A 19,872-nucleotide genomic window follows, 5' to 3' on the forward strand; every position below is an offset into this window, starting at 1 on the left:
CTTACTTGGACAGCTCTCTGACGGGGTTAAACCAAGCGTCTTCTACCGTAAGGAAGTGCTCCTTGCCGGACTTCTGCTTGAACAATCCGGATGCTTTGGAATCCTTCGGAATGAGAATTTTCTCGTTTTTGGTCACTTCATCGGAAGTAAAGACGTCTTTCAGCTTCTTCGTGTCATCCGCGCTAATCGTTCCCGTATTGACGGCAAACGGCGAATTGAGCACCGGCGTTACGGAAATCAGCGAAAATTCCTTCCCGACCAGCGTGTTGAACGGTTCCGCTGCGCCTTGCTTTACTTTATACACGGCCCCCGGCTTATTCGCGGTTCCGGACGCCAATTCCACATAGTTGGCTACGCAGGTGTCGCAGAACGCGGCGACATCCGCTTTGCCCGTCAGCAGGTTGACCGCTGCGCCCTGGTGCGAGCCGCCGAACAGCACCTCGGAGAAAAACTTGTCTTTCCCGCCTTGAAGCAAATCATCCGGCGTCAAGCTTTTGTATTTATCCTTTTTGCTGAAATAGCTGACGATTCCCGCAGACGGCACTTTGAACCCGGACGTGGAGCTGTTCGAAACGAAGGAGAATTTCTTGCCGGCAATGTTGTCGATGGAAAATTCGCTGCCGTTTTTATAAGCCCCTTCTTCTCCTTTTTTGACGTTGAGCCAGCTGTAGTAGACGGCATCGTCCAGGGTGCCGGATTCGCCGCTTTGCACGATGAGCGGCTGCACCTTTTTATTTTTGGCATTCGCTTCGATGTAGCCCTGAGGCCCCATAAACGCCAAGTCGGCATTTCCGTTAGCGATTGCTTCGATTGCGATGATATAGTCCGTAGTCGTTTTGTGCTCGACTTTTTTGCCGATTGTTTTCTCAATGACTTTGCCGATTTCATCCCGGGCGTCCTTCAAATCCGCGCCGGATTCGTTCGGATACCAGGCGATCGTAATGGTGTCCTTCGTTTTGACGGGAGCGGAAGCTCCTTGGGAATCCGCTGCTTTCGTACCGCAGCCTGCAACAACCGCCGCAAGAGATAAGGAACAGACAAGGGCAAGCGCCTTCTTCATTTTTAAACTCCTCTCGAATTGACAAATCGGTTTTGGCCAGACAAGTTCACTATACGGGTCTACTATCATCGCACTGTTAATGCAGTTTTAAGTTCTTGTGTAGCTGCTATTTGGCAGCCGCTACGACAAACCGCCCGTCCCGGATCTGATATTCCCGGTTGCACAAATTCTGCATGAACGCCAGGTCGTGGAAGATGCCGAGCATCGTCGTTCCTTCCTTCATCAGCTGCTCGATCAGCATCTTCACTTTGATCTTGGAAGCGTGATCGAGGCTTGCCGTCGGTTCGTCCAGCAGCAGCAGTCTCGGACGCTTCACCATCGCTCTTGCGATGTTCAATCGAAGCTTCTCCCCTCCGGAGAAGGTAGCAGGGTAGCTGTCCCATAAGCTGCGGTCCAATTCGAAATGATCCAGCATGCTCTCCGTCTCGCGCTCGGCGAACGCGGCCTCATGGCCCATCTCCACAATCGCGTGCCGGACGAGCTCCCTCGCCGTCGTACGGGGCATCACATTCAAAAATTGCGAGACGTAGCCAATTTCGTATTTGCGCAAATCGATGATCGTCCGCTCGGATGCGTGAGCCAGATCGATCGTCCCGAAACGTTTGGAGTGGTACCAAATATGGCCCGCTTGCGGCAAGTAGGTGCGATGGATACATCGGAGCACCGTCGATTTGCCGCTGCCGCTTTTGCCGGTAATGCCGACAAACTCGCCTTCCTTTAAGAAAAAGCTCACATCGTCGATCGCCTTGATCTGTTTGTTCAAGTTATGCAGGGTGAACGATTTGGACAAATGCTCGATCGTCAGGATGTTTTCCACGGTATCCCCCCTTTTTCAGATTCTGTAATTGGTTTTCTGAATCAGCTTGCCGTCCACGAACACGGCCGTGATGACCGGGAAATCGGGTTCGATCTTCTCGATGATGAGAAGGTCCGCTTTCTTCCCTTCGCGGATGGATCCGATTTCCCCATCCATATTGACGGCTCTTGCCGGATGAAGGGAGACCATCTTGAACATGTCGACCAAGTCTCTCTTGCATTGATTAGCCAAATAAAAGACGGCGTGCAGCATCGCGGCCGGATAATAATCGCTGCATAGAATGTCGATGCTGCCGTGATCGACCGCTTCCGCCGCCGACAGGTTGCCGCTGTGCGAACCTCCCAAAATGACATTCGGCGCGCCCGCTACCGTGTACATCCCCATTTCCTTGGCTTTCTTGGCAATCTCGAGGGTAATCGGGAATTCGCTGATGACGGTGCCGAAGCTTTTCACCAGCTCCAGCTTTTCGAGCGAATCGTCGTCATGGGAGGCAATGGCAATCTGATTTTCCATAGCCAGCCGGGCGATTTCGCGGATGCCTTCCTCGGTCAATTTGGGCTTGATCTGATGGTTCGCGATGATCTCGTCGATGCCTTCGTCCGATAAGTCGTGGTAGCCCTTAACGGTTTTCTTGTACACTTCCAGATCCCTGTATTGTCCTTGCCCCGGCGTATGATCCATGAACGAGATCAAGTGAACTTTCTTTTCGGCGATATAGCTCTTGAGATTGTCGATCTCGTCCATGTTGTCGATCTCGAATCTTGCGTGAAACCGGTGGCGCACCAGATGCTTGCTCGTATGGGTCTGATCGATCAAATCGATCAATTTCCTGACATTCTCCGGCTCGCGGATCGGCCGGTACTTGTAATCGACGGATTTGAAAATCGACAGCGAGTGGTACATCGTCGTAATGCCGTGGGAGATCAGTTCCTTCTCGGTTTCTCTCAGACTCAGGCGAAAATCGATCAGAGAGGTCGGTCTCGGAGCCGTCATATGCTCGATGTAATCGGAATGAATATCGATGAACCCCGGGGAAACGTACCCGCCGGCCGCATCGATGATTTCCGTCTGTTCATCCGGTATGATCGCTCCCCGAAAGGCGATCCGCGCGATCCGGTCTCCTTTGATGAAAAGATCGAAGCCTTCCAGAATAGCCTCTTCCGTTATAATTCGTCCGTTCGTGATCAGATACATAGGCCACCTCCATCTATGGATGAACTAGAGCAGGGAATGAACGAGCTGCTGCGTATACGCATGCTGCGGATCTTCGAGAATTTGATCGGTCAAGCCCTGCTCGACCACCCGGCCGTCCAGCATCACCATCGTGCGGTCCGCCAGCATGCGGATGACGCCCAAATCATGCGAAACAAGGAGCATGCTGATGTTTAGTTCCCTTTGCAAATGCTTGATCAAATCGAGAACGTTCGCTTGCACCGACAAATCGAGCCCTGTCGTCACCTCGTCCAGAAGCAGAATCGGCGGGTTGTTGGATAACGCCTTGGCGATTTGCACCCGCTGCTGCATGCCTCCGGAGAAGTTTTTCGGCGCTTCCTTCATCCGGTGTACGGGAATATGGACCCGCTCGAGCAGCTCGGTTCCCCGCGCTTCCATCGCCCCTACATGCCGGTTGCCGGCTGCGATCATCTTCTCGGCGATGTTGCCGATGGACGTAAACCCCATTCTCAGTCCCAGAACCGGATTCTGATAAACCTTGCCCATCAGATGATTGCGGATAAATCTTTTTTGCTGGGGAGACTCGGCGAACATATTGCTCGCTCCCTCTTTGTAGGCTTGAAGGTAAGCTTCGCCGCTCGTCGCTTCCTGATCGAAATACATGCACCGCATCAGCGTCGACTTGCCGCTGCCGCTTTCGCCTACGATGCCCAGCACTTCCCCGGGATACAGCTCGAACGATAGATTTTGACAGGCGTATACGGTGCCGCATGCCGGACAGTAATTTTTGTCAAGCTTTCGGTCGGCCTCGCTGCCGCAGCGCTCGCATCCGTTTCCGAATCGCTTGTTCAGATTTTGGACAGTTAGGATCGGTGCTGCAAATTCCCCCATCATACGCCACCTCTTGATAAGGACTTCTGATTCATTCGGCTTAAACAGTAGCTTGTGTCATTGCACTGGTAATAGGTGACGCCTGCATCCGGATCGAATAGTTCGTCCATGAAGGACTCAACGGCTCCGCATTGCTTGCAGGATTTGCCGTGAAATGATTCCGCCCGGAAGGGGACGTCCTCGAACGATAAGGATACGACCTTCGTATAGGGAGGAACCGCGTAAATTTTTTTCTCCCGGCCCGCACCGAGCAGAATCAACGCCTCGGAGCTATGCAGCTTCGGATTGTCGAACTTCGGAATGGGGCTCGGAGCCATGACGTACCGGTCATGCACCATGACGGGGTGATCGGCGCCGGTCGTCATATTCCGGTATTTCATGATCTGCTCGAACAGCGTCAGCCACGCTCCGCTGTAATCTTTTTCCCCGTGCAGCTTCTTCGTCTCCAGCTCGCTCGATTCATGCATCCGCAGCGGCTCCGGCATCGGCACCTGCAGAACGAGAATTTGGCCCGGCTTGAGCGGAACCTCGGGAACGCGATGCCGCGATTGGATCAGGGTCGCTTCCGAAGTCTCGTCAACAGTTTGGACGCCGGTCGTTTTGCGGATCAGTTTTTTGATGCTGACCGCATTGACGGATTCATCCGAGCCTTGGTCAATCACTTTGAGAACGTCGTTCTTCCCGATCAGGGATAGCGTGAGCTGAAGCCCGCCGGTGCCCCATCCCCGCCCGATCGGCATTTCTCTTGAGGCGAACGGGACCTGATAGCCCGGAATCGCGATGGCTTTCAAGGTCGCTCTCCGGATTTCCCTCTTGGAGCCTTCATCAAAAAAAGCAAAGTTATAGTGGATTTGCATCGGCTACACCTCTTGGTCTTCCAAGGTTTGGACTTGCTTCGTCTTGCGGACGTCGTTCAGCTTCGACTGGAAGGTGACGTAGTGCGGCATTTTCAAGTGGGAAATGAAGCCCGTCGATTCCACCGAATCGATATGGTAAAGCACGAACTCCTCGTTCTGGGTCGGCAGGCTGCGGTCGCCCTTCTCCAAACTTTTATCCAGAATGCTCATGGCGATGGCTTTCGTCTCGTTCTGTCCGAAGCAAAGCCCGTAGCCGAACTCGAGCTCCAGCTCTTGCCTGCCTCTTTCCTTCTCGACGGCTGCCGGAATGAGCATCTCCACTTCCGTTACCTTGACGTCCCCGATAAAGTAAGCTTCGTCCTCGTCCTCGGACGGCTTCAGCGGGCTGTCGATATAGATCGGCAGATGGCCGACGCGCAGCTCTCCGACGGTAGGATGAACATTTCCGTACCCGCGAATGACCGCATACGCCATCGAGGTAACCGCCCCCGTCTGCCCTCTGGTCAAAATTTGCAGCTTCTGGCTGCGGCTCGCCGGAAACGTCAGGCTCCGTCTCGTGACATCGTCCGGTTCCCGGGCATCGAGCGGGCAATCGGCTACGAGCCCTTCTCTGCGCAAATAATCGAGCACTTTGGGCAGCCGGACCAATTCGGTATCGCTATCGGTATAGGCAGCGTGACCGTCCTGCTCCGCACCGTCTCCATGTGCGAATTCCTGCAGCCATTCCATAACCGCCGCTTCCGTTTCTTCGACCAAGTCGAAATCGAGCAGCCGATGGCTGTAATCCGTTGAGGCGCCGAGAATTTGCCCGCCCGGAATATCCTTGAAGCTGGCGGAAATCCTTCTTTCCACGAGCATCTCCTCGGAAACGACCGTTCTCGAATAATGCTTCCGGGGCAGCGTGGATCGGTACGCCCGGAGCAAAAAGACCGCTTCCTCCGGATTGCCCTCCGCTTGCTTGACGGCGATCGCCGCCAGCGTTTCGCTGTACAGACTGCTTTCCGACATGACCTGATCGATCAAGCCTCTCATGCCGCCTTCGATCTGCCCGATGTCAAGGATCGCGCCGTGCTTGACTCTCTCGTACCGGATTCGCTTGAGCGACTCCTCGATGGCGGACGTTCCGCCCTTTACCGCTACGTAGCCCATTTACTTAACCTCCCCTTTCGAGACCTGCGTCGTCCTCGGCAAGCAGAGGAGGCGATGGTCCGTATCGACGAAGAGAAGATCGATGCCAAGCGGATACTCGGCGTTTCGCTCCGCGCGGATCTCCACCCAGTCCGCTTGCATGTTCACCTGAGCGAAGCAGGCGTCTTCGATGCCGGGTCCGGTCAATCGCAAAGCGTCTTCGCCCGTTCCGGTCAGCGACTCCGACTCGACGACGACCGTCGCCGAATGGTGAGGATCGAGCAGATCCCCGATTTTGGCCCCTTCGAGCGCGCTCCGCAGATCGTCCGACGCCGCATCCTGCAGGACAAACACATAATCCGCCTGCTCCGCTTCCGCCGCTCTGGCATAGGTTAACTGATTGAACAGGTGCGTTACTTCGGCCTCCTTGGCGGATATAACCTTGAAGGAGACCTCCGTGTCCAGCAGCATCATGGCGATCAGCAGCGTCGAAGGAAAACAGCCGGCATCCTTGCCGAGCTTGCCCGCCTCTTCGGCCAGATCCGCAATGACGCCAGGCCTCGACATGGCATCCACCACTTTCCGGTAAGAAGTCTGTATATCGTGAACCAGATCCAGCTTCATCCAATCCGCTCCCTTCAGTCCGTGTCCATCGTTTCAAAATTGACTTTGGTCCTGAGCACGCCTGCGGCGAACGCTTTCCGCTCCTCCGCGATTCTGCCCGCTTCGGACAGCAGCGCTTCCGTCCAAGCCGCCGTTTCCTTAAGTCCGGCTTCGTAGGCGGCGTCAATAACGGCCAGATCGTAGGCGCGCTCCGGCTCGTCGCCCTTCAAGATGCCTACGCCGATCCGTCCGCCGATCCGGACCTTGCATTCCGTGACCAGCACCTCGCCCAGGTAGAACAAGCTTTTCTGCGCGGTTTCTCTTACCTTGACCATGACCAAGCCGTGATTCGGCTCCTCTACCGTCGTCACTTCATGCCGTTCCTTGATTTCTTGCGCCAATGCGGCCGCGACCGCGCCGGAACCGTTAATCAAAATTTCCGTCCTTTGCTTGCGTTTCATGCCGGACCTCCTTGCGTCTATGTGCGATTCCTTCCGAAACAAGACCCACTATATCTTGTTGCCAATCGGGCGGATGTTAAGATTGCGTTAAAGTACATAAGTGAAGAAATCTCCCCGGTACAAAATCCTCGAATACTCCAGCGTCTTTCCCGTACGATGATCCGCAAGCTCCGATTCCAGCACTAACAGCGGGATCAGGCTCGAGCACGCGAACAGGTCCCGTTCAAACTTGGAAGGATAGGTTACGCTAAGCAGCGTTTGTGCGGAACGAGGCTCCGTATAGCCCCTGTCCCTGTAAAACTCGAACATCGAGGTGATCGCTCTCCCGGTCCGTTCGATATCCTCAAACAGCGCTTCCGCCACATACGAAATGTGCAGGGCAATCGGTACGGAATCGATGATTCGCAGCCTGCCCACTTTAAAGACCCGTTCCCTCTCTCCCGCGCCTAGTGCCTGATAAATTTTGTCGTTGTATTCGATCGGCTCGCAAAACATATTTTTGGACTGGCAGTCGTAGCCCAGCTGCAGCATCTTCTTGCTGAAGCTTTCGTTGCCGTACAGCATTAACGGAATGCGCTGGTGCCGGTCCTTGACGAAGCTGCCTTTCCCTTGCTTGGAATAAATGTAGCCGAGCTCCTGGAGCCGCTCGTACGCTTTCCGCGCCGTGATCCGGGGAACCCGGTACAGATCCGCAAGCTCGTTCTCGGACGGCAGTTTATCGTCGGCCTCGTACTTGCCTGACTGAATGTCCGCAATCAGGCGATCCATAATATCCATCTCTTCGGACATGCCGGTCCGCCTCCCAACGCGCTCAGCTGTATGTTTCGATAAAGCGTTCCATATCGTTCAGTTCGAAGAAACGTTCCTCCAACACCTCGCGCGGCCAGTCCCACCAGGCGATTTGCAGCAGCTTATCGACGATTTCCTTGGGGAACCTCGTTCTGATCGGCTTGGCGGGAACGCCCACCACAATCGTATAGGGCTCTACATCCTTCGTTACGACCGAGCCCGAGCCGATGACCGCTCCGGTACCCACGTTGACGCCTTTCATCACGATGGCTCCGTGCCCGATCCACACATCGTGGCCGATCGTGACCCGGTTCCCGCGGCGCCAGTTGAAAATATCCTCGTCGTCCGTTTCCGCAAATCCGAAAGCCGCTCTGCGGTAAGTCATATGGTGCTGCGTGACGCGATCCATCGGATGGTTGACGGGATTGATGCAAACGTGGGACGCGATCGAAGTAAACTTCCCGATCTCGCTGTAGTTGATCGTCACGTCGTCCATCGTATAGGTATAATCGCCGATCTTCGTTTCCACGATCTGGTTGAATGGCCCGATCGAGGTCCACTCTCCGGCGAAGCTGCCCTCCATTCGGCTGGTTTCGTGAATGCTGGGCTCCGGTGAAAGCTTCGCGTGTGCTCCGGGCTGATGAATAGGGCGCATAACGTAACAGCTCCTTAACGTAGTGAATTTCCAATCCGGATTTCTTTGCGTTTCAGTAAATCATGCACGCAGACTAGACCCGGGCTTTTGCTGCCCAGCGTCACAAACTTCTCTCCATAGAACCCGTGAAAATCCGATCCGCCCGTTACGACCAAATCGTATTCCAGCCCATATTCCTGCGCCTTCACTTCGTCATCCGGTCCATGCAGCGGGTGCCAGGCTTCGATTCCCTGGAGACCACTCTCCACCAGCTCCGGCACGGCGTCGAAATTGCCGTACTGTCCGGGGTGCGCAAGCACGGGGACTCCTCCGGCCTGCCGGATCGCCGCAATGGCGGCGCTTGCCTCCACATACTCCAACGGCATATAGGCAATGCCCGGCTCCGCCCCGTTCCGGCCGCGGGAAAACAGCTTTTTGTACAGCTCGCCGTAAATGGTCGACGTGTAGCCCTGCTTGATCAGCGCATGCATAATGTGCTGCTTATAAATGCCTGTGCCGCCTTCGGCAAGCTTCATGACCTGCTCCAAGGTGATCGAGTAGCCCGCCTCGATCAGCTTATCGATCATGATCAAGCTGGCCTCGTGGCGTTTAACCAGCAGCGGGCTGCATAAAGCTTCAAGCGCGGCATGCCCCGGTTCGATAAAATAGCCGAGCATATGCACCCTCGTTTGCCGCTTGAAATCGTAGGCCGATATTTCAATGCCGGGAATGATTTCGATGCCTCGTTCCTTCCCCAGGCTCATCATTTCCGCTAGGCCGCCTGTCGTGTCATGATTGGTGACCGCCAGATGGCTGATTTTTTCTTTCAAAGCTAATTCCAGCACCTCCTCGAAGGTAAAGGAACCGTCGGATCGTTTCGTATGGCAATGCAGCTCGACTTTCATAAGGGAACCTCCTGGGGATAAACGGCTTCGCCGTCTTTTAGACGAGCGCGTTTGCCGAGAAATGGAACAATCAGCGGAGATATACTTTCTGACATTTTGGAATCATTCGGATGGGATAGAACCGATTACGGAGTCACCGCTTGATGACCACGGCCTTAGTCTAACTTGATGCCAAGTGACAAGGGTTAAAGCACTGTAAACGGGATGTTAAGAAAATGTAAGGGGCTATGGAAGAACGAGAAAAAACCCTTCTGCAACGGTTTGCAGAAGGGCTTTTTACCATTAATTTCAACCCGGCTTCTTCGGTAAATTGACTTGAAGCTACCCTTGCTATTGCTGGAAACCGGCTTCCCGCCGAATGTTCGAGGCATTAGACGACGCCAGGGGCTGCTAAATGTCCGAATATCCGAAAAACTACCGGATTAGACGACGCGAAAGACTTCTATTTTGCTGGAAACCAGCTTGCCTCGCCTGTTCGAGGCATTTAGACGACGTCAGGGGCTGCTGATTTCCCGGATATCCAGAAAATTGCCGGATTAGACGACGCGAAAGACTTCTATTTGCTGAAAACCGACTGGTTGTTCGAGGCATTTAGACGACGCTAGGACTGCTGATTTCCCGGATATCCGGAAAAATTGCCGGACTACACCCAAATTGCCGGATTACACCCAAATAGTGAACTTTGCTTCACTATTACTGAACCCAAGTTCACTAATCCTCTCCGCAGACGCTCGCTGCAAGCCGATAGTGAATCTAGCTTCACTATTAGTGAACGAAACGGCAAAATAGCGACGTCTGCTTCACTATCCGCAGATAAAGGTTGCTCGCACGCCCGAATAGTGAAGTTTGCTTCACTATTACTGAACCCAAGTTCACTAATCCTCTCGCAGATGCTCGCTTTTAGAGCGATAGTGAATCTAGCTTCACTATTAGTGCGTGTTTAAAAAGACCACTTTTCAGAACCGAGAAGGTTGGATGAATCCGAGTAAATCCCCCGCAAAGTGAAGCTAATCTACGTAGCTTATTCCGATTACTTTGCGGGGAGCCCCGAGGAACGAGGACACGGAGCGTAGGCAAAACCTACGTGAGTACCTACAAACTTTCCGGAGGAAAGCTGCTTCGGAAGCATACGCGTTACCGGATGAATGCAAGATTCGATGTCGAATAAACCACTGTTCTGCTTATCAAAAGGGGGCTTTTTAAACAACCTCTATTAGTGAACGAAACGGCAAAATAGCGACGTCTGCTTCACTATCCGCAGATAAAGGTTGCTCGATTAGACGACACGAAAGACTTCTATTTTGGTGGAAACCGACTGAAACCAGCCTGTTCGAGGGATTTAGACGACGCCAGGGACTGCTAATTTCCTGGATACCCGTAAAACTGCTGGCATGCCGCTCAGCCCTTTTTAGTCAAAATTCCGCCTGCATCCACCTCCGTCCTCAAGGATGATTGGTTGGGCCTTTATCATTTGGACGGCCCTTTCAAATCCTTAACCTCCAGCACTGTAAAGGATGTTAACTTTCTATAATCTAAGAAAAAGGCTACCCCGCCAGGCATGATGATTGCCTGGAAGAATAGCCCTCCGATCGTTCTACAGCGTAAGCACGATATGATGCACCTGACCGTCATCGCTCAATCGGACGAAAGGGCCGTCCTCCGCATGATGATCGTTCAGGCCGATTTCCTGCCCGTCGATCGTCAGCGCGGTTTGGCCGACGGACTTGCGCGACGGATTTTGGACGTCGATGCGATACTCCGCGCTCCCGAACCGGTAGCTGACGGAGAACGACGGCCATTCGCTCGGGATGCACGGGCGAATGAACAACCGGTCGCCCCTGCGGCGCAAACCGAGAATCCACTCGATGCCCGCTTGATACATCCAGCCGGACGCGCCGGTATACCAGGTCCAGCCGGCATGTCCTTTATGCGGCTCCTCCGTGTAAATATCGGCCGCCATGACATAAGGCTCGCCGAAATATTTCCGGACCTCCGCAGGCGTTCTCGCGTGCATGATCGGGCTGAGCATATGGAACAGCTCGAACGCCTTGTCTCCGTTGCCAAGTCCGCACCAAGCGACGATGCTCCAGATGACGCCGTGCGTGTATTGGCCCCCGTTCTCCCGGATGCCGGGCGGATACCCCTGAATGTATCCGGGGCTCGGATCCGTCCGGTTGAACGCCGGTGTCAATATATGCGCGACGGACAAACTGCGGTCCACAAGCTCGCGATCGAACGATCGCATGGCCTGCAGCGCTCTGTCCGGCGGCGCCATCCCGGAGATGACGGACCAGGACTGGGCGATGGCATCGATCCGGCACTCCGCATTGCGGACGGAGCCGAGCCAGCGTCCGCCGTCGGTGAAGGCGCGCCGGTACCACTGCCCATCCCAGCCGCTTTCGTTGAGGGAAGCCGTCAGTTTCTCTCTGGCGCTCCGGTACCGGTCGGCCAAGTCCCGCTTGCCCCGGCGCTCGCACAACTCGGCGAATCCGCGCAGAACGTCGCCTAAGAACCAGCCGAGCCAAACGCTTTCGCCGCGTCCTTCCGGGCCGATATGGCTCATCCCGTCGTTCCAGTCGCCGATTCCGATCAGCGGCAGCCCATGCTCGCCAAAACGCAAGCTGCGGTCCAGCGCGCGCACGCAATGCTCGAAAACGGTGCCGCTCCTTCCGGATAAGACGGTCGGCTCATAACGTTCATGCTCCTTTTCGTCCAGCGGATCGCTATGAAGGAACGGAACGGTTTCGTCCAGCACGCTTTCGTCTTCGGTATGCTCCAGATATCGGACAACGGCATAAGGCAGCCACAGCAAGTCGTCCGAAAAACGGGTACGGATGCCGCGATGTGTCTCCTCGTGCCACCAGTGCTGCACATCGCCTTCTTCGTACTGATGGGCCGCATGGAGCAAAATTTGCGCCCGCGTCAGCTCGGGACGGCTGTGCAACAGCGCCAGAGAGTCCTGCAGCTGGTCGCGGAAGCCGTATGCGCCGCCCGCCTGATAGAAGGCGGTACGGGCCCACATCCGGCAGGCCAACGTCTGATACAGCAGCCAGTTGTTTAGCATTACGTCCATTTCCGGGCAAGGCGTCGATACGGTAATCGTGCCGAGCACCCCGTCCCAAAATCGGCCGATATCCTCGAGCGCCTGCTCGCAAGCGCGCGCTTCCCGGTATTTACCCGCTAACCGGGCAGCCGATTCGCCGGAATCGCCGCAGCCGAGCAAAATGTAAACGGTCAGCTCCTCATTCGGCTCGACCGTGAACTTGGCCTGCACCGCACCGCACGAGTCGTACGAGGCTCCGGCAGATCCCGACAGCTGCAGCCGGCTCATCGCCGCGGGCGCTTCGAGCGTACCGACGCGTCCGAGAAACTCCAGGCGATCGCCCGTCCAGCTTCGTTCCGCAAACGGAGCGGCGGCATCCGACAAAGTACCTTCTTCCGCCCTTCCCATCGGGTTCGCCCGATGGCCAGCCTCCGCCGTTCCCGCCATCTCCGGCGGAACATCCCCTTCATCCGCCGCCGCTCTATTTCTTTGCGGATTGACGGTCAAGAAGGCCGTCGCATCCCGGAACGTCTCCTGATAAGCATTCCGAGCCAAAAGGACGCCATTCCGGTCATCCCAATCCGTGACGATGTACGAAGCGTTCCCGTCCCGGTGCACGCCCAGTACCCATTCGGCATAGTAAGTGATGGACAGCTTGCGACGCTCGGGCGTCGTATTGCTCAACCGCAGCCGGATGATTTTGACGGGATCGTCCAGCGGAACAAACACGGTCATGTCCTGCTGAAGGCCGTGGCTTTCATGCTCATAACGCGTATACCCGCGCCCGTAGGACGCCATATAGGACGAGGTCATCCGCATGCGTTCCGGTACCGTCTGCCAGTACTCGCCGCTTTCTTCATCGCGCAAGTAGCAAACTTCCCCCGGCGGGTCCAGTGCGGGATCGTTCGACCACGGCGTCAGCTTGCACTCCCGGCTGTTGCGCCACCAGGTATAGCCGGTGTAGAGCTCGGACGTCAAGCAGCCGAAGCTCGGATTGGCCATCACGTTAATCCAAGGGGCCGGCAAATAGCTGCCGTTCTTCAACACGATCCGGTACTCCCTGCCGTCCGGCGAGAAGCCCCCCCAGCCGTTGTCGAACAGGGTATCACCCCGATCGGCCGCATGGACGGCGGCGAAGCGGTTCGGCGGAGCCGTAACCGGGAACGGTTCCCCGGCCGCAAGCTCGCGGCTGGGACCCGCCCCTTTAAGCTGCGCCCTCAAGCTTGGGCCGTCCGCCCGCAGCACCACGCGGGATACTGCGAACAACAGCGCCTTATCCTCCTCCGGCAGCTGGGCGGCAGCTACGAGGTGCACGCCGCCTTGTCCCGGCTGCGGCCGTCCCGCGATTTGCTCCGCCGTTCGGCGGAGGGCATCCTGCAAATCCTGCTGATACCCGCCCGCCGACTCGTTCATCACGACAAGATCGAAGAGCAGCCGGTTATGGCGCAAATATTCATAGCTGGCGAGCAGCTTCGCGACAAACGGAAGATTTGCCGTATCCGAGATCCGTACAAGGATGACGGGCCGGTCGCCGGAGACGCCGTGCGCCCACAGTCCTTGCTGCCCTTTGACGTTTGCGGCGATGCCGGTTTTGCGCTCCTCCCGCAGCGGGGACGTGTACAGCACGCGTCCCGCAAGCAGCTGAAAAACGGCCAAATCGGCGGTTGTGATGTGAAGATGCTGCAGGTCGATCTGACTCCGGGTCCACGCCAGCTGAAACGTCCGCTCCGCCTGTTCGTCCTGCGCCAGCTGCCGGACGGTCTCGACCGACTGCTCCTTCGTCTCCGCGACGCCGGTAACGGCGATCAGCTTGACGCTTGCTCCGGGCTGGATGCTCAATCGCCGCCGCATAATAAACGCGGGATCGGCTACGGAGCCTACCGTGCCGCCAAGCTTGGACTCGAGCCCGCAAGGCTTCGACAACGTGTACCCCCTGCCGATGAAACGAGCCCGGTCCGTCTCGAATTCCGCTGGACCCAGCTCGCCGTCCCCTTCCACCGATAACGTATGGAACGCCCAAACGGCTTTCTCGCCGGCATTGCGGGGACGCTTGCGGGCAAGCAGACATTCCGCGCCGGACTCGTACTCCGTTTCGATAAACAGCTTGGTGAACGCCGGGTGGGCTTTATCGGCGTCCTGGGGCGCTAACGCGATTTCGAGGAACGTCGTCACCTCGATGATCCGCGCCTCGCTCCCTGCGTTGGACAGCGTCAGCCGCCGCACCTCCGCGTTCGATTCCGGCGACACCGTAATGTCGAGCGTCGTCTTCACTTCTCCGTCCTCGCGCAAGAACGTCGTGCGCTCTTGCAAGAACTGCACACGCTGCGCCGCGGACGGTACGCGGCACGGCTGGAAGGACGGAGACCAGATCCGGTCGTTCGCCACATCCCGGATATACATATAGCTTCCCCAAGGGTCCGCGACCGGATCTTCCCTCCAGCGCGAAACTGCGAGGCCTTCGTACCGCAGGAACCCGCTCCCGCTATTCGTCGTTACGGTCGTGAACGCCCCGTTCGAATGGACGTTCACCTCGGGCACAGGCGTATGCGCCGAAACGTATTCGCGCAGCGGGGCAGTCCGGGACGGCGCCGGCTTGGTCATACGCGCCTTTCCGGTCAGCTCCCGCTTCATGACGGAATCCCGCGGCGGAACACGCTCGATCAGCAGAAGCTCCGCCGCCTGCACCCTTTTGTCCCGATGAAAGTGATCGTACATCTTCACCGGCAGCAGCATATTGGCAATCGTCAGCAGGCTCATCCCCTGGTGATGCGCCATGAAGCTGCGGATTACTTTGCAGGTTTCGCCTTCCGGCATTCTTAGCGCCGTAAAATCGATCGCCTCATAGAACCCGTACCGGCCGCGTGCGCCAAGCTCCTCCATCCGGCCCAAATCATGCAATCCTTCGCGAACGGCAAACGGGAGAGCCATAATCGTCGCGTAAGGCGACAGCACCAGATCCTCCTCGAGTCCGCGCTTGAAGCCGAGGCCCGGCACGCCGAAAGCCCGGTACTGGTAATTCATCGCGTAATCGTATGCGTAATAGCCCGACTCCGAAATGCCGAACGGAACGCCGCGTTCTCGGGCGTAGCCGATTTGCCTTTTGACGACCCCGCGGTACGTGCTTTCCCATACGGTGTTGCGGTACGTGCGCATGATCAGCCACGGCATCATATATTCGAACATCGTTCCGGACCACGAGACCAGCGTCGTGTGACCGCCTTGGTTTTTCACGGTGCGGCCGAGCGTCAGCCAGTGGGATACGGGGATTTGGCCCAGCGCGATCGCCACAAAGCTGGTTTGTCTCGCCTCCGAAGCGAGCAAGTCGTAAAGAATCGTGTCGCGCTCGCCGGCAGCGGCATGAAACCCCAGCGTGAAGAGCTTCGCCTTACCGTCATAGAGCGGCCGAAAATCGGTCGACACGATCAAACGCTCAAGACGAGCAAGCAGTTGATAGCCGCGCATAAGCGGGGATTCCGAAAAACCCGTTTTCCTCCTCTGCGAGGTCCGGTTACCTTCATTCTCGGGCGATTGTCCGGGGATCATCTTCTCAAGCTCGACGGCAAACTCGACGTCAAGCCGTCCGTTTATTCCCGCAGCCGTAAGACTCGTTTTCCTGTCCAGCGCGAAATCCGTTTCTAGCCAGCGCGCCAGCCCCTGCTTGACCGTCATCAAGCTCGCCACAAAATTGCCGGAATCGACCGTGGAGACGTACGCCGGCGGCAGGGTTTGAAGGCTGACGGTATCGTACCAGTTGTACAGATGACCGTTCCATTTGTCCAACCGTTCCACGGTGGCGACGGTGCGCTCCAAGCGCTCCACGAGCTCCGGCGTATCGATAAATTCGAACTCCCGGGCAGCCAGAGCCGCCGTCAGCAAAAAGCCGATATTCGTAGGCGACGTGCGGTGCGCAACCCCTTTCGGCGGCTCGATTTGTACGTTGTCCGGGGGCAAATAGTTATCCTTAGATCCGGCATAATCCTCGTAAAACGACCAGATTTGCTGCGCCAGCACGCGCAATTGCTCCTGCTCCGCCGCCGTGAGCGACTGCTCGTACTCCGGCACTGGCTTGTCCAGCCAGCGGACGGCAAGGGGCGCCAGCGCCCAAAACAGCCCTAACGCCAGGCCGAACCCCCTAATGGAGGGTTGGGTCTGCATAGCCGCTGCAAGCGCAAAGAGAACAATCAAAACGAAACCGCCGCTCAAGCCAATCATCGACGGCTGGCGTTGTCCCCGATTGCCGCGCTCGATATGCGAGGAACTGGTCCATTCGAGCAGGCGCCGCTTGCTGACATACAGCCGGTACAGCGTTCTCCCGATCGCATCGAGCAGTACCGCGCTTTGAAAAGGCAGCGTCCAGACGCCGAGCAGCACTTGCCCGGCCGAAGCCAGCAGCCTGCGGGGATGCCGGCTCGCGTGCCGCAGCAGGAAAAGCTGACGGATCAACGGCAGCAGCATCGTGGCGAGCACGGCGGCAAGCCAGCGGCCCGGGGAGCCCGGAAGCACCGTCACGGCAAGCAGCAGCAAAACGAACGAAACAGGCGGCAGCAGACTGCGGCGCAAATTGTCAACGATCTGCCAGCGCGTCAGAAAAGACAGATCGACCGGGCTTAGCGCCCCTCGGCGGTCGCATACTTTTGAGAACAGCCAGCAAAGGAGCTGCCAGTCCCCCCGCACCCATCTATGCATGCGCTTTTGGTAGGCGATATAGGTAGACGGATGATCATCGATCAGTTCCACGTCCGACAGCAGCGCGGCGCGCAAAAATCCGCCTTCCAGCAGATCGTGGCTAAGCACCGTGTTATCGGGGATCCGCTCGCAGAGCAGCGCGGCAAACACATCGACGTCGAAAATGCCTTTTCCCGTAAAAATCCCCTGCGACAGCGCATCCTGATAAGGATCGGAAGCGGCGAACGCATACGGATCCGAGCCCGGCTCCGACCCGTAATAAGCGAGCCGCGACTTCATCGCCGACTCGTGCCTGATCCCGATCCGCGGCTGCAGCACGCCGTATCCTTCCACGACGCGGGTTCGCGCGGCATTCAAACGCGGCCGGTTATACGGCAAATGCAGCGTGCCGATCATTCTTTGAGCGCTTCCCATCGGGAGACGGGTATCGGCGTCCAGCGTAATGATGTAACGGATGCGCGGCAGCACGCTCTCATCGCCCAGCATAACGTCATAGCTCGTTTCCGTGCTGCCCTTCAGCAGCTCGACGAATTCGACCAGTTTGCCGCGTTTGCGTTCCCAGCCCATAAATACGCCTTCGCTGCCATTCCACTGCCTGCGGCGCTGATAGAAATGAAACGTCGTCCCGTCTGGGCCGGCATACATCCGGTTTAGCGAGCCGATTTTTTCCTTCGCGTAGGCCATCAGCTTCTCGTCTTCGGGAAGCTTCTCCTCGGAGGCATCGGTATTATCGCCCAGCAGGGCGTAATGGATGTTCGGATCGCGGTTGGCCAAGTAATGGAGCTCCAGACGGTCCGCAAGCTCCTCCACTTCTTCGGGCGAAGACCAGATCGCAGGAATGACGACCATCGTGGCCGCTTCTTCCGGAACCCCGTCCGAGAAATCATAGCGCAGCAAAAGCCTTGGGCGGCATACGCGCTCAATGCCGTAGTGAAGCCAGGTCACTACCCACTCGCTTACCGGGAAGGCCAGCGCCGCTATAACCGCAACCCAACCCAGGGGCGTAATCGCGCGGCCGCCGCCGATCCACAAGGCGGAGACAAGCAGCACGAGCGCAAACAACACGGCGAGCGAGGCAAAATAAGCGCCGGAAGCCCTGCGTGAAATGCCGGTTTCCGGCAAATCCCGCACCTTGCTGCATAGACGCAGCGACTGCACCAACTTTCGAATGCCGTCCGGCTCGAATACATAATACGCGACGAATGCCGAGCGGGGCATGTCATCCGTTATGGACGGATGCGAAATGGATGCAGCCTCTTGAGCGAGGCTGGCCGTTTTTTCGCCGGCGATGGCGCCTTGTCGGGGGCTCGAACCGCCGTCGTTCGTACCCGCCTCCGTTCCGGCTCCCTTCCCGGTGTTTCCGGAGAGCCGGCTCTGCTCTTCCCGCGCGAGTGCGACCGCTTGACCGGCGACCAGGCTTTCGGGCACGCGCATGCGGCGAGCCATTGCCTCTATGCGGTAAAGAAGTTCGTTCCTGCTTCCCGAATCCAGCCGGGCGTACACGCCCGTCGCTTCCTGACGCAGCGTCCGATCCAGCAAGCTGATCCTTTCGAACATCGCGTTCCAGTCGAGACGCTCGTTTTTGCGCAAGCTCGTGATCGCATTCCCCGCCGTCACCTGATAAGCGGCCTGAAGCTGATGCTCGTAGGATACGATGCGATCGAGGTCTTCCGAGCCATTCTCGAATTGGCAGGCGAGCCACTCCCGCACGGCTGCGGAATCGTCGGCCCATTCCCTCAGGTGACCGATCAAATGCGCGATCCACGGCCCGGATAGCGGAGCCGACTGCCCCGCCGCTTCCAATTCGGCGCCGACGGCTTCCTGTGTCAGCTGGGACGGCTCGATCCGCGAGAGCAGCCGTTCCACCTCTATGCAAACCTCGCGGCGCTCGCGAACGCGCATCATCGTTTCCGACAGCTTTCCGACCAGCACCACCCTAAGAATCAGCGGGAGGAACCACGTCTCGGCAAGCGTCAGGACGGATACTTCCTGGTAGGCGTTTATATAGGAAACGAAGGATTCCTCCTGCAGCACGCCGTCGACCTGCCCCAAATAATCCTCGCCTATCGCTTGAATGCGCAGGCTCCCGTTCTCCCTAATCCGCGGCAAATGAACAAGCGAACGATTCGCCAAACGTTCTCTAACCTCGAGCGCCTGCTCCTCGATAAATTCGGCGTTATCCAGCAGCCATTCTTCCGCAGGCTGCGCGCAGCCCGCCGAACGATCCTGCAGCGACGCGACGAACGCTCTTAATTGTTCGATATTTGCGGCAAATTGCGTATCGATATAGGTCGGCCGGGTCCGCCCCTTGGCCGGGTTGTGCTGTAAGGCAAGTTCACGCGCTTTTTGACAAAGTTTTTCCGTATTGTAAGCCATTAGCCCCTCCGAAGAATCAGATGCTGCCCTGTTTCAGTAGTACCGTTCATCCGGCCTAGCCAAAAATGGCAGGATAGACAATGATCAAATTATTACCAGTTATGCGCATTTTCATCCTTGGAGGGGGAAAAGAGGGGCTTGATCGGGCTAGAACCGGAGGCAGCTCGAAGGTGGAGAACAGTTGCTGAAGCAAAGCAAAAAACCTAGCCGCGTACTCGCAGCTAGGTCCATTTCCGTCTGGGTTTTAGCATGAAAAAACGCTGCTGCTGGAGCCCGTGGTTTGTTCTGATTCAAAGTGGATAAGAGCGTTGACTAATCGCGCCCATACGTCGGGTCTTACCGTCGTCTAATCGCGCCCGCCTGACTCGCCCCAATTAGAAGTCTTTGGCGTCTTCTAATCCGAGGGGTTTCGGGTAAATCGGCATTTTAGGAGTCTCTACCGTCGTCTA

At 56.9% G+C, this 19,872-nt stretch carries 12 protein-coding genes; all 12 read right to left on the reverse strand.

Annotated elements, in window-relative coordinates:
• Nucleotide 1 precedes the first annotated feature (1 nt).
• Nucleotides 2-1,060: a PhnD/SsuA/transferrin family substrate-binding protein gene (locus ACKGJP_RS32265; RefSeq protein WP_409342835.1), complete on the reverse strand. Its 1,059-nt coding sequence runs from the start codon at nt 1,058-1,060 to the stop codon at nt 2-4.
• A gap of 106 nt (nt 1,061-1,166) precedes the next feature.
• Entirely contained in the window at nt 1,167-1,877 is a 711-nt protein-coding gene (locus ACKGJP_RS32270) for a phosphonate C-P lyase system protein PhnL (RefSeq protein ID WP_409342836.1), read from the reverse strand.
• Between the two features lie 15 nt (nt 1,878-1,892).
• Nucleotides 1,893-3,071: a phosphonate metabolism protein PhnM gene (gene phnM, locus ACKGJP_RS32275; RefSeq protein WP_409342837.1), complete on the reverse strand. Its 1,179-nt coding sequence runs from the start codon at nt 3,069-3,071 to the stop codon at nt 1,893-1,895.
• 24 nt (nt 3,072-3,095) lie between these two features.
• Nucleotides 3,096-3,941 carry an ATP-binding cassette domain-containing protein gene (locus ACKGJP_RS32280; RefSeq protein ID WP_409347313.1) on the reverse strand — a complete coding sequence of 282 codons (846 nt, stop codon included), beginning with the start codon at nt 3,939-3,941 and terminating at the stop codon, nt 3,096-3,098.
• Complete coding sequence (locus ACKGJP_RS32285) at nt 3,941-4,798, reverse strand: alpha-D-ribose 1-methylphosphonate 5-phosphate C-P-lyase PhnJ (protein WP_409342838.1); 858 nt, start codon at nt 4,796-4,798, stop codon at nt 3,941-3,943. Before ACKGJP_RS32285 ends, ACKGJP_RS32280 begins: the two co-directional genes overlap by 1 nt.
• 3 nt (nt 4,799-4,801) lie before the next feature.
• Nucleotides 4,802-5,947 (reverse strand): carbon-phosphorus lyase complex subunit PhnI, encoded by a 1,146-nt coding sequence (locus ACKGJP_RS32290; protein ID WP_409342839.1) that lies wholly within the window; start codon nt 5,945-5,947, stop codon nt 4,802-4,804.
• Nucleotides 5,948-6,550 (reverse strand): phosphonate C-P lyase system protein PhnH, encoded by a 603-nt coding sequence (gene phnH / locus ACKGJP_RS32295; protein ID WP_409342840.1) that lies wholly within the window; start codon nt 6,548-6,550, stop codon nt 5,948-5,950.
• Nucleotides 6,551-6,564: 14 nt separating this feature from the next.
• Entirely contained in the window at nt 6,565-6,990 is a 426-nt protein-coding gene (gene phnG / locus ACKGJP_RS32300; protein ID WP_409342841.1) for a phosphonate C-P lyase system protein PhnG, read from the reverse strand.
• Between the two features lie 87 nt (nt 6,991-7,077).
• Complete coding sequence (locus tag ACKGJP_RS32305; protein WP_409342842.1) at nt 7,078-7,779, reverse strand: GntR family transcriptional regulator; 702 nt, start codon at nt 7,777-7,779, stop codon at nt 7,078-7,080.
• Between the two features lie 22 nt (nt 7,780-7,801).
• The gene (locus tag ACKGJP_RS32310) at nt 7,802-8,434 is read right to left on the reverse strand and encodes a DapH/DapD/GlmU-related protein (RefSeq protein WP_409342843.1); all 633 of its coding nucleotides are present in this window, start codon (nt 8,432-8,434) and stop codon (nt 7,802-7,804) included.
• A gap of 14 nt (nt 8,435-8,448) precedes the next feature.
• Entirely contained in the window at nt 8,449-9,318 is an 870-nt protein-coding gene (locus tag ACKGJP_RS32315; RefSeq protein WP_409342844.1) for a PHP domain-containing protein, read from the reverse strand.
• A 1,594-nt stretch (nt 9,319-10,912) separates the two neighbouring features.
• Nucleotides 10,913-19,423: a GH36-type glycosyl hydrolase domain-containing protein gene (locus ACKGJP_RS32320; RefSeq protein WP_409342845.1), complete on the reverse strand. Its 8,511-nt coding sequence runs from the start codon at nt 19,421-19,423 to the stop codon at nt 10,913-10,915.
• Between the last annotated feature and the right edge of the window lie 449 nt (nt 19,424-19,872).

The organism is Paenibacillus litoralis, assembly GCF_046244365.1.
Lineage (GTDB): Bacteria > Bacillota > Bacilli > Paenibacillales > NBRC-103111 > Paenibacillus_V.

What these genes read in the sequence shown, in the direction of transcription:
- ACKGJP_RS32265 (WP_409342835.1), bottom strand. Translation starts at nt 1,060, where the DNA reads ATGAAGAAGGCGCTTGCCCTTGTCTGTTCCTTATCTCTTGCGGCGGTT.
- phnM (WP_409342837.1), bottom strand. Translation starts at nt 3,071, where the DNA reads ATGTATCTGATCACGAACGGACGAATTATAACGGAAGAGGCTATTCTG.
- ACKGJP_RS32280 (WP_409347313.1), bottom strand. Translation starts at nt 3,941, where the DNA reads ATGGGGGAATTTGCAGCACCGATCCTAACTGTCCAAAATCTGAACAAG.
- ACKGJP_RS32285 (WP_409342838.1), bottom strand. Translation starts at nt 4,798, where the DNA reads ATGCAAATCCACTATAACTTTGCTTTTTTTGATGAAGGCTCCAAGAGG.
- ACKGJP_RS32290 (WP_409342839.1), bottom strand. Translation starts at nt 5,947, where the DNA reads ATGGGCTACGTAGCGGTAAAGGGCGGAACGTCCGCCATCGAGGAGTCG.
- phnH (WP_409342840.1), bottom strand. Translation starts at nt 6,550, where the DNA reads ATGAAGCTGGATCTGGTTCACGATATACAGACTTCTTACCGGAAAGTG.
- phnG (WP_409342841.1), bottom strand. Translation starts at nt 6,990, where the DNA reads ATGAAACGCAAGCAAAGGACGGAAATTTTGATTAACGGTTCCGGCGCG.
- ACKGJP_RS32305 (WP_409342842.1), bottom strand. Translation starts at nt 7,779, where the DNA reads ATGTCCGAAGAGATGGATATTATGGATCGCCTGATTGCGGACATTCAG.
- ACKGJP_RS32310 (WP_409342843.1), bottom strand. Translation starts at nt 8,434, where the DNA reads ATGCGCCCTATTCATCAGCCCGGAGCACACGCGAAGCTTTCACCGGAG.
- ACKGJP_RS32315 (WP_409342844.1), bottom strand. Translation starts at nt 9,318, where the DNA reads ATGAAAGTCGAGCTGCATTGCCATACGAAACGATCCGACGGTTCCTTT.
- ACKGJP_RS32320 (WP_409342845.1), bottom strand. Translation starts at nt 19,423, where the DNA reads ATGGCTTACAATACGGAAAAACTTTGTCAAAAAGCGCGTGAACTTGCC.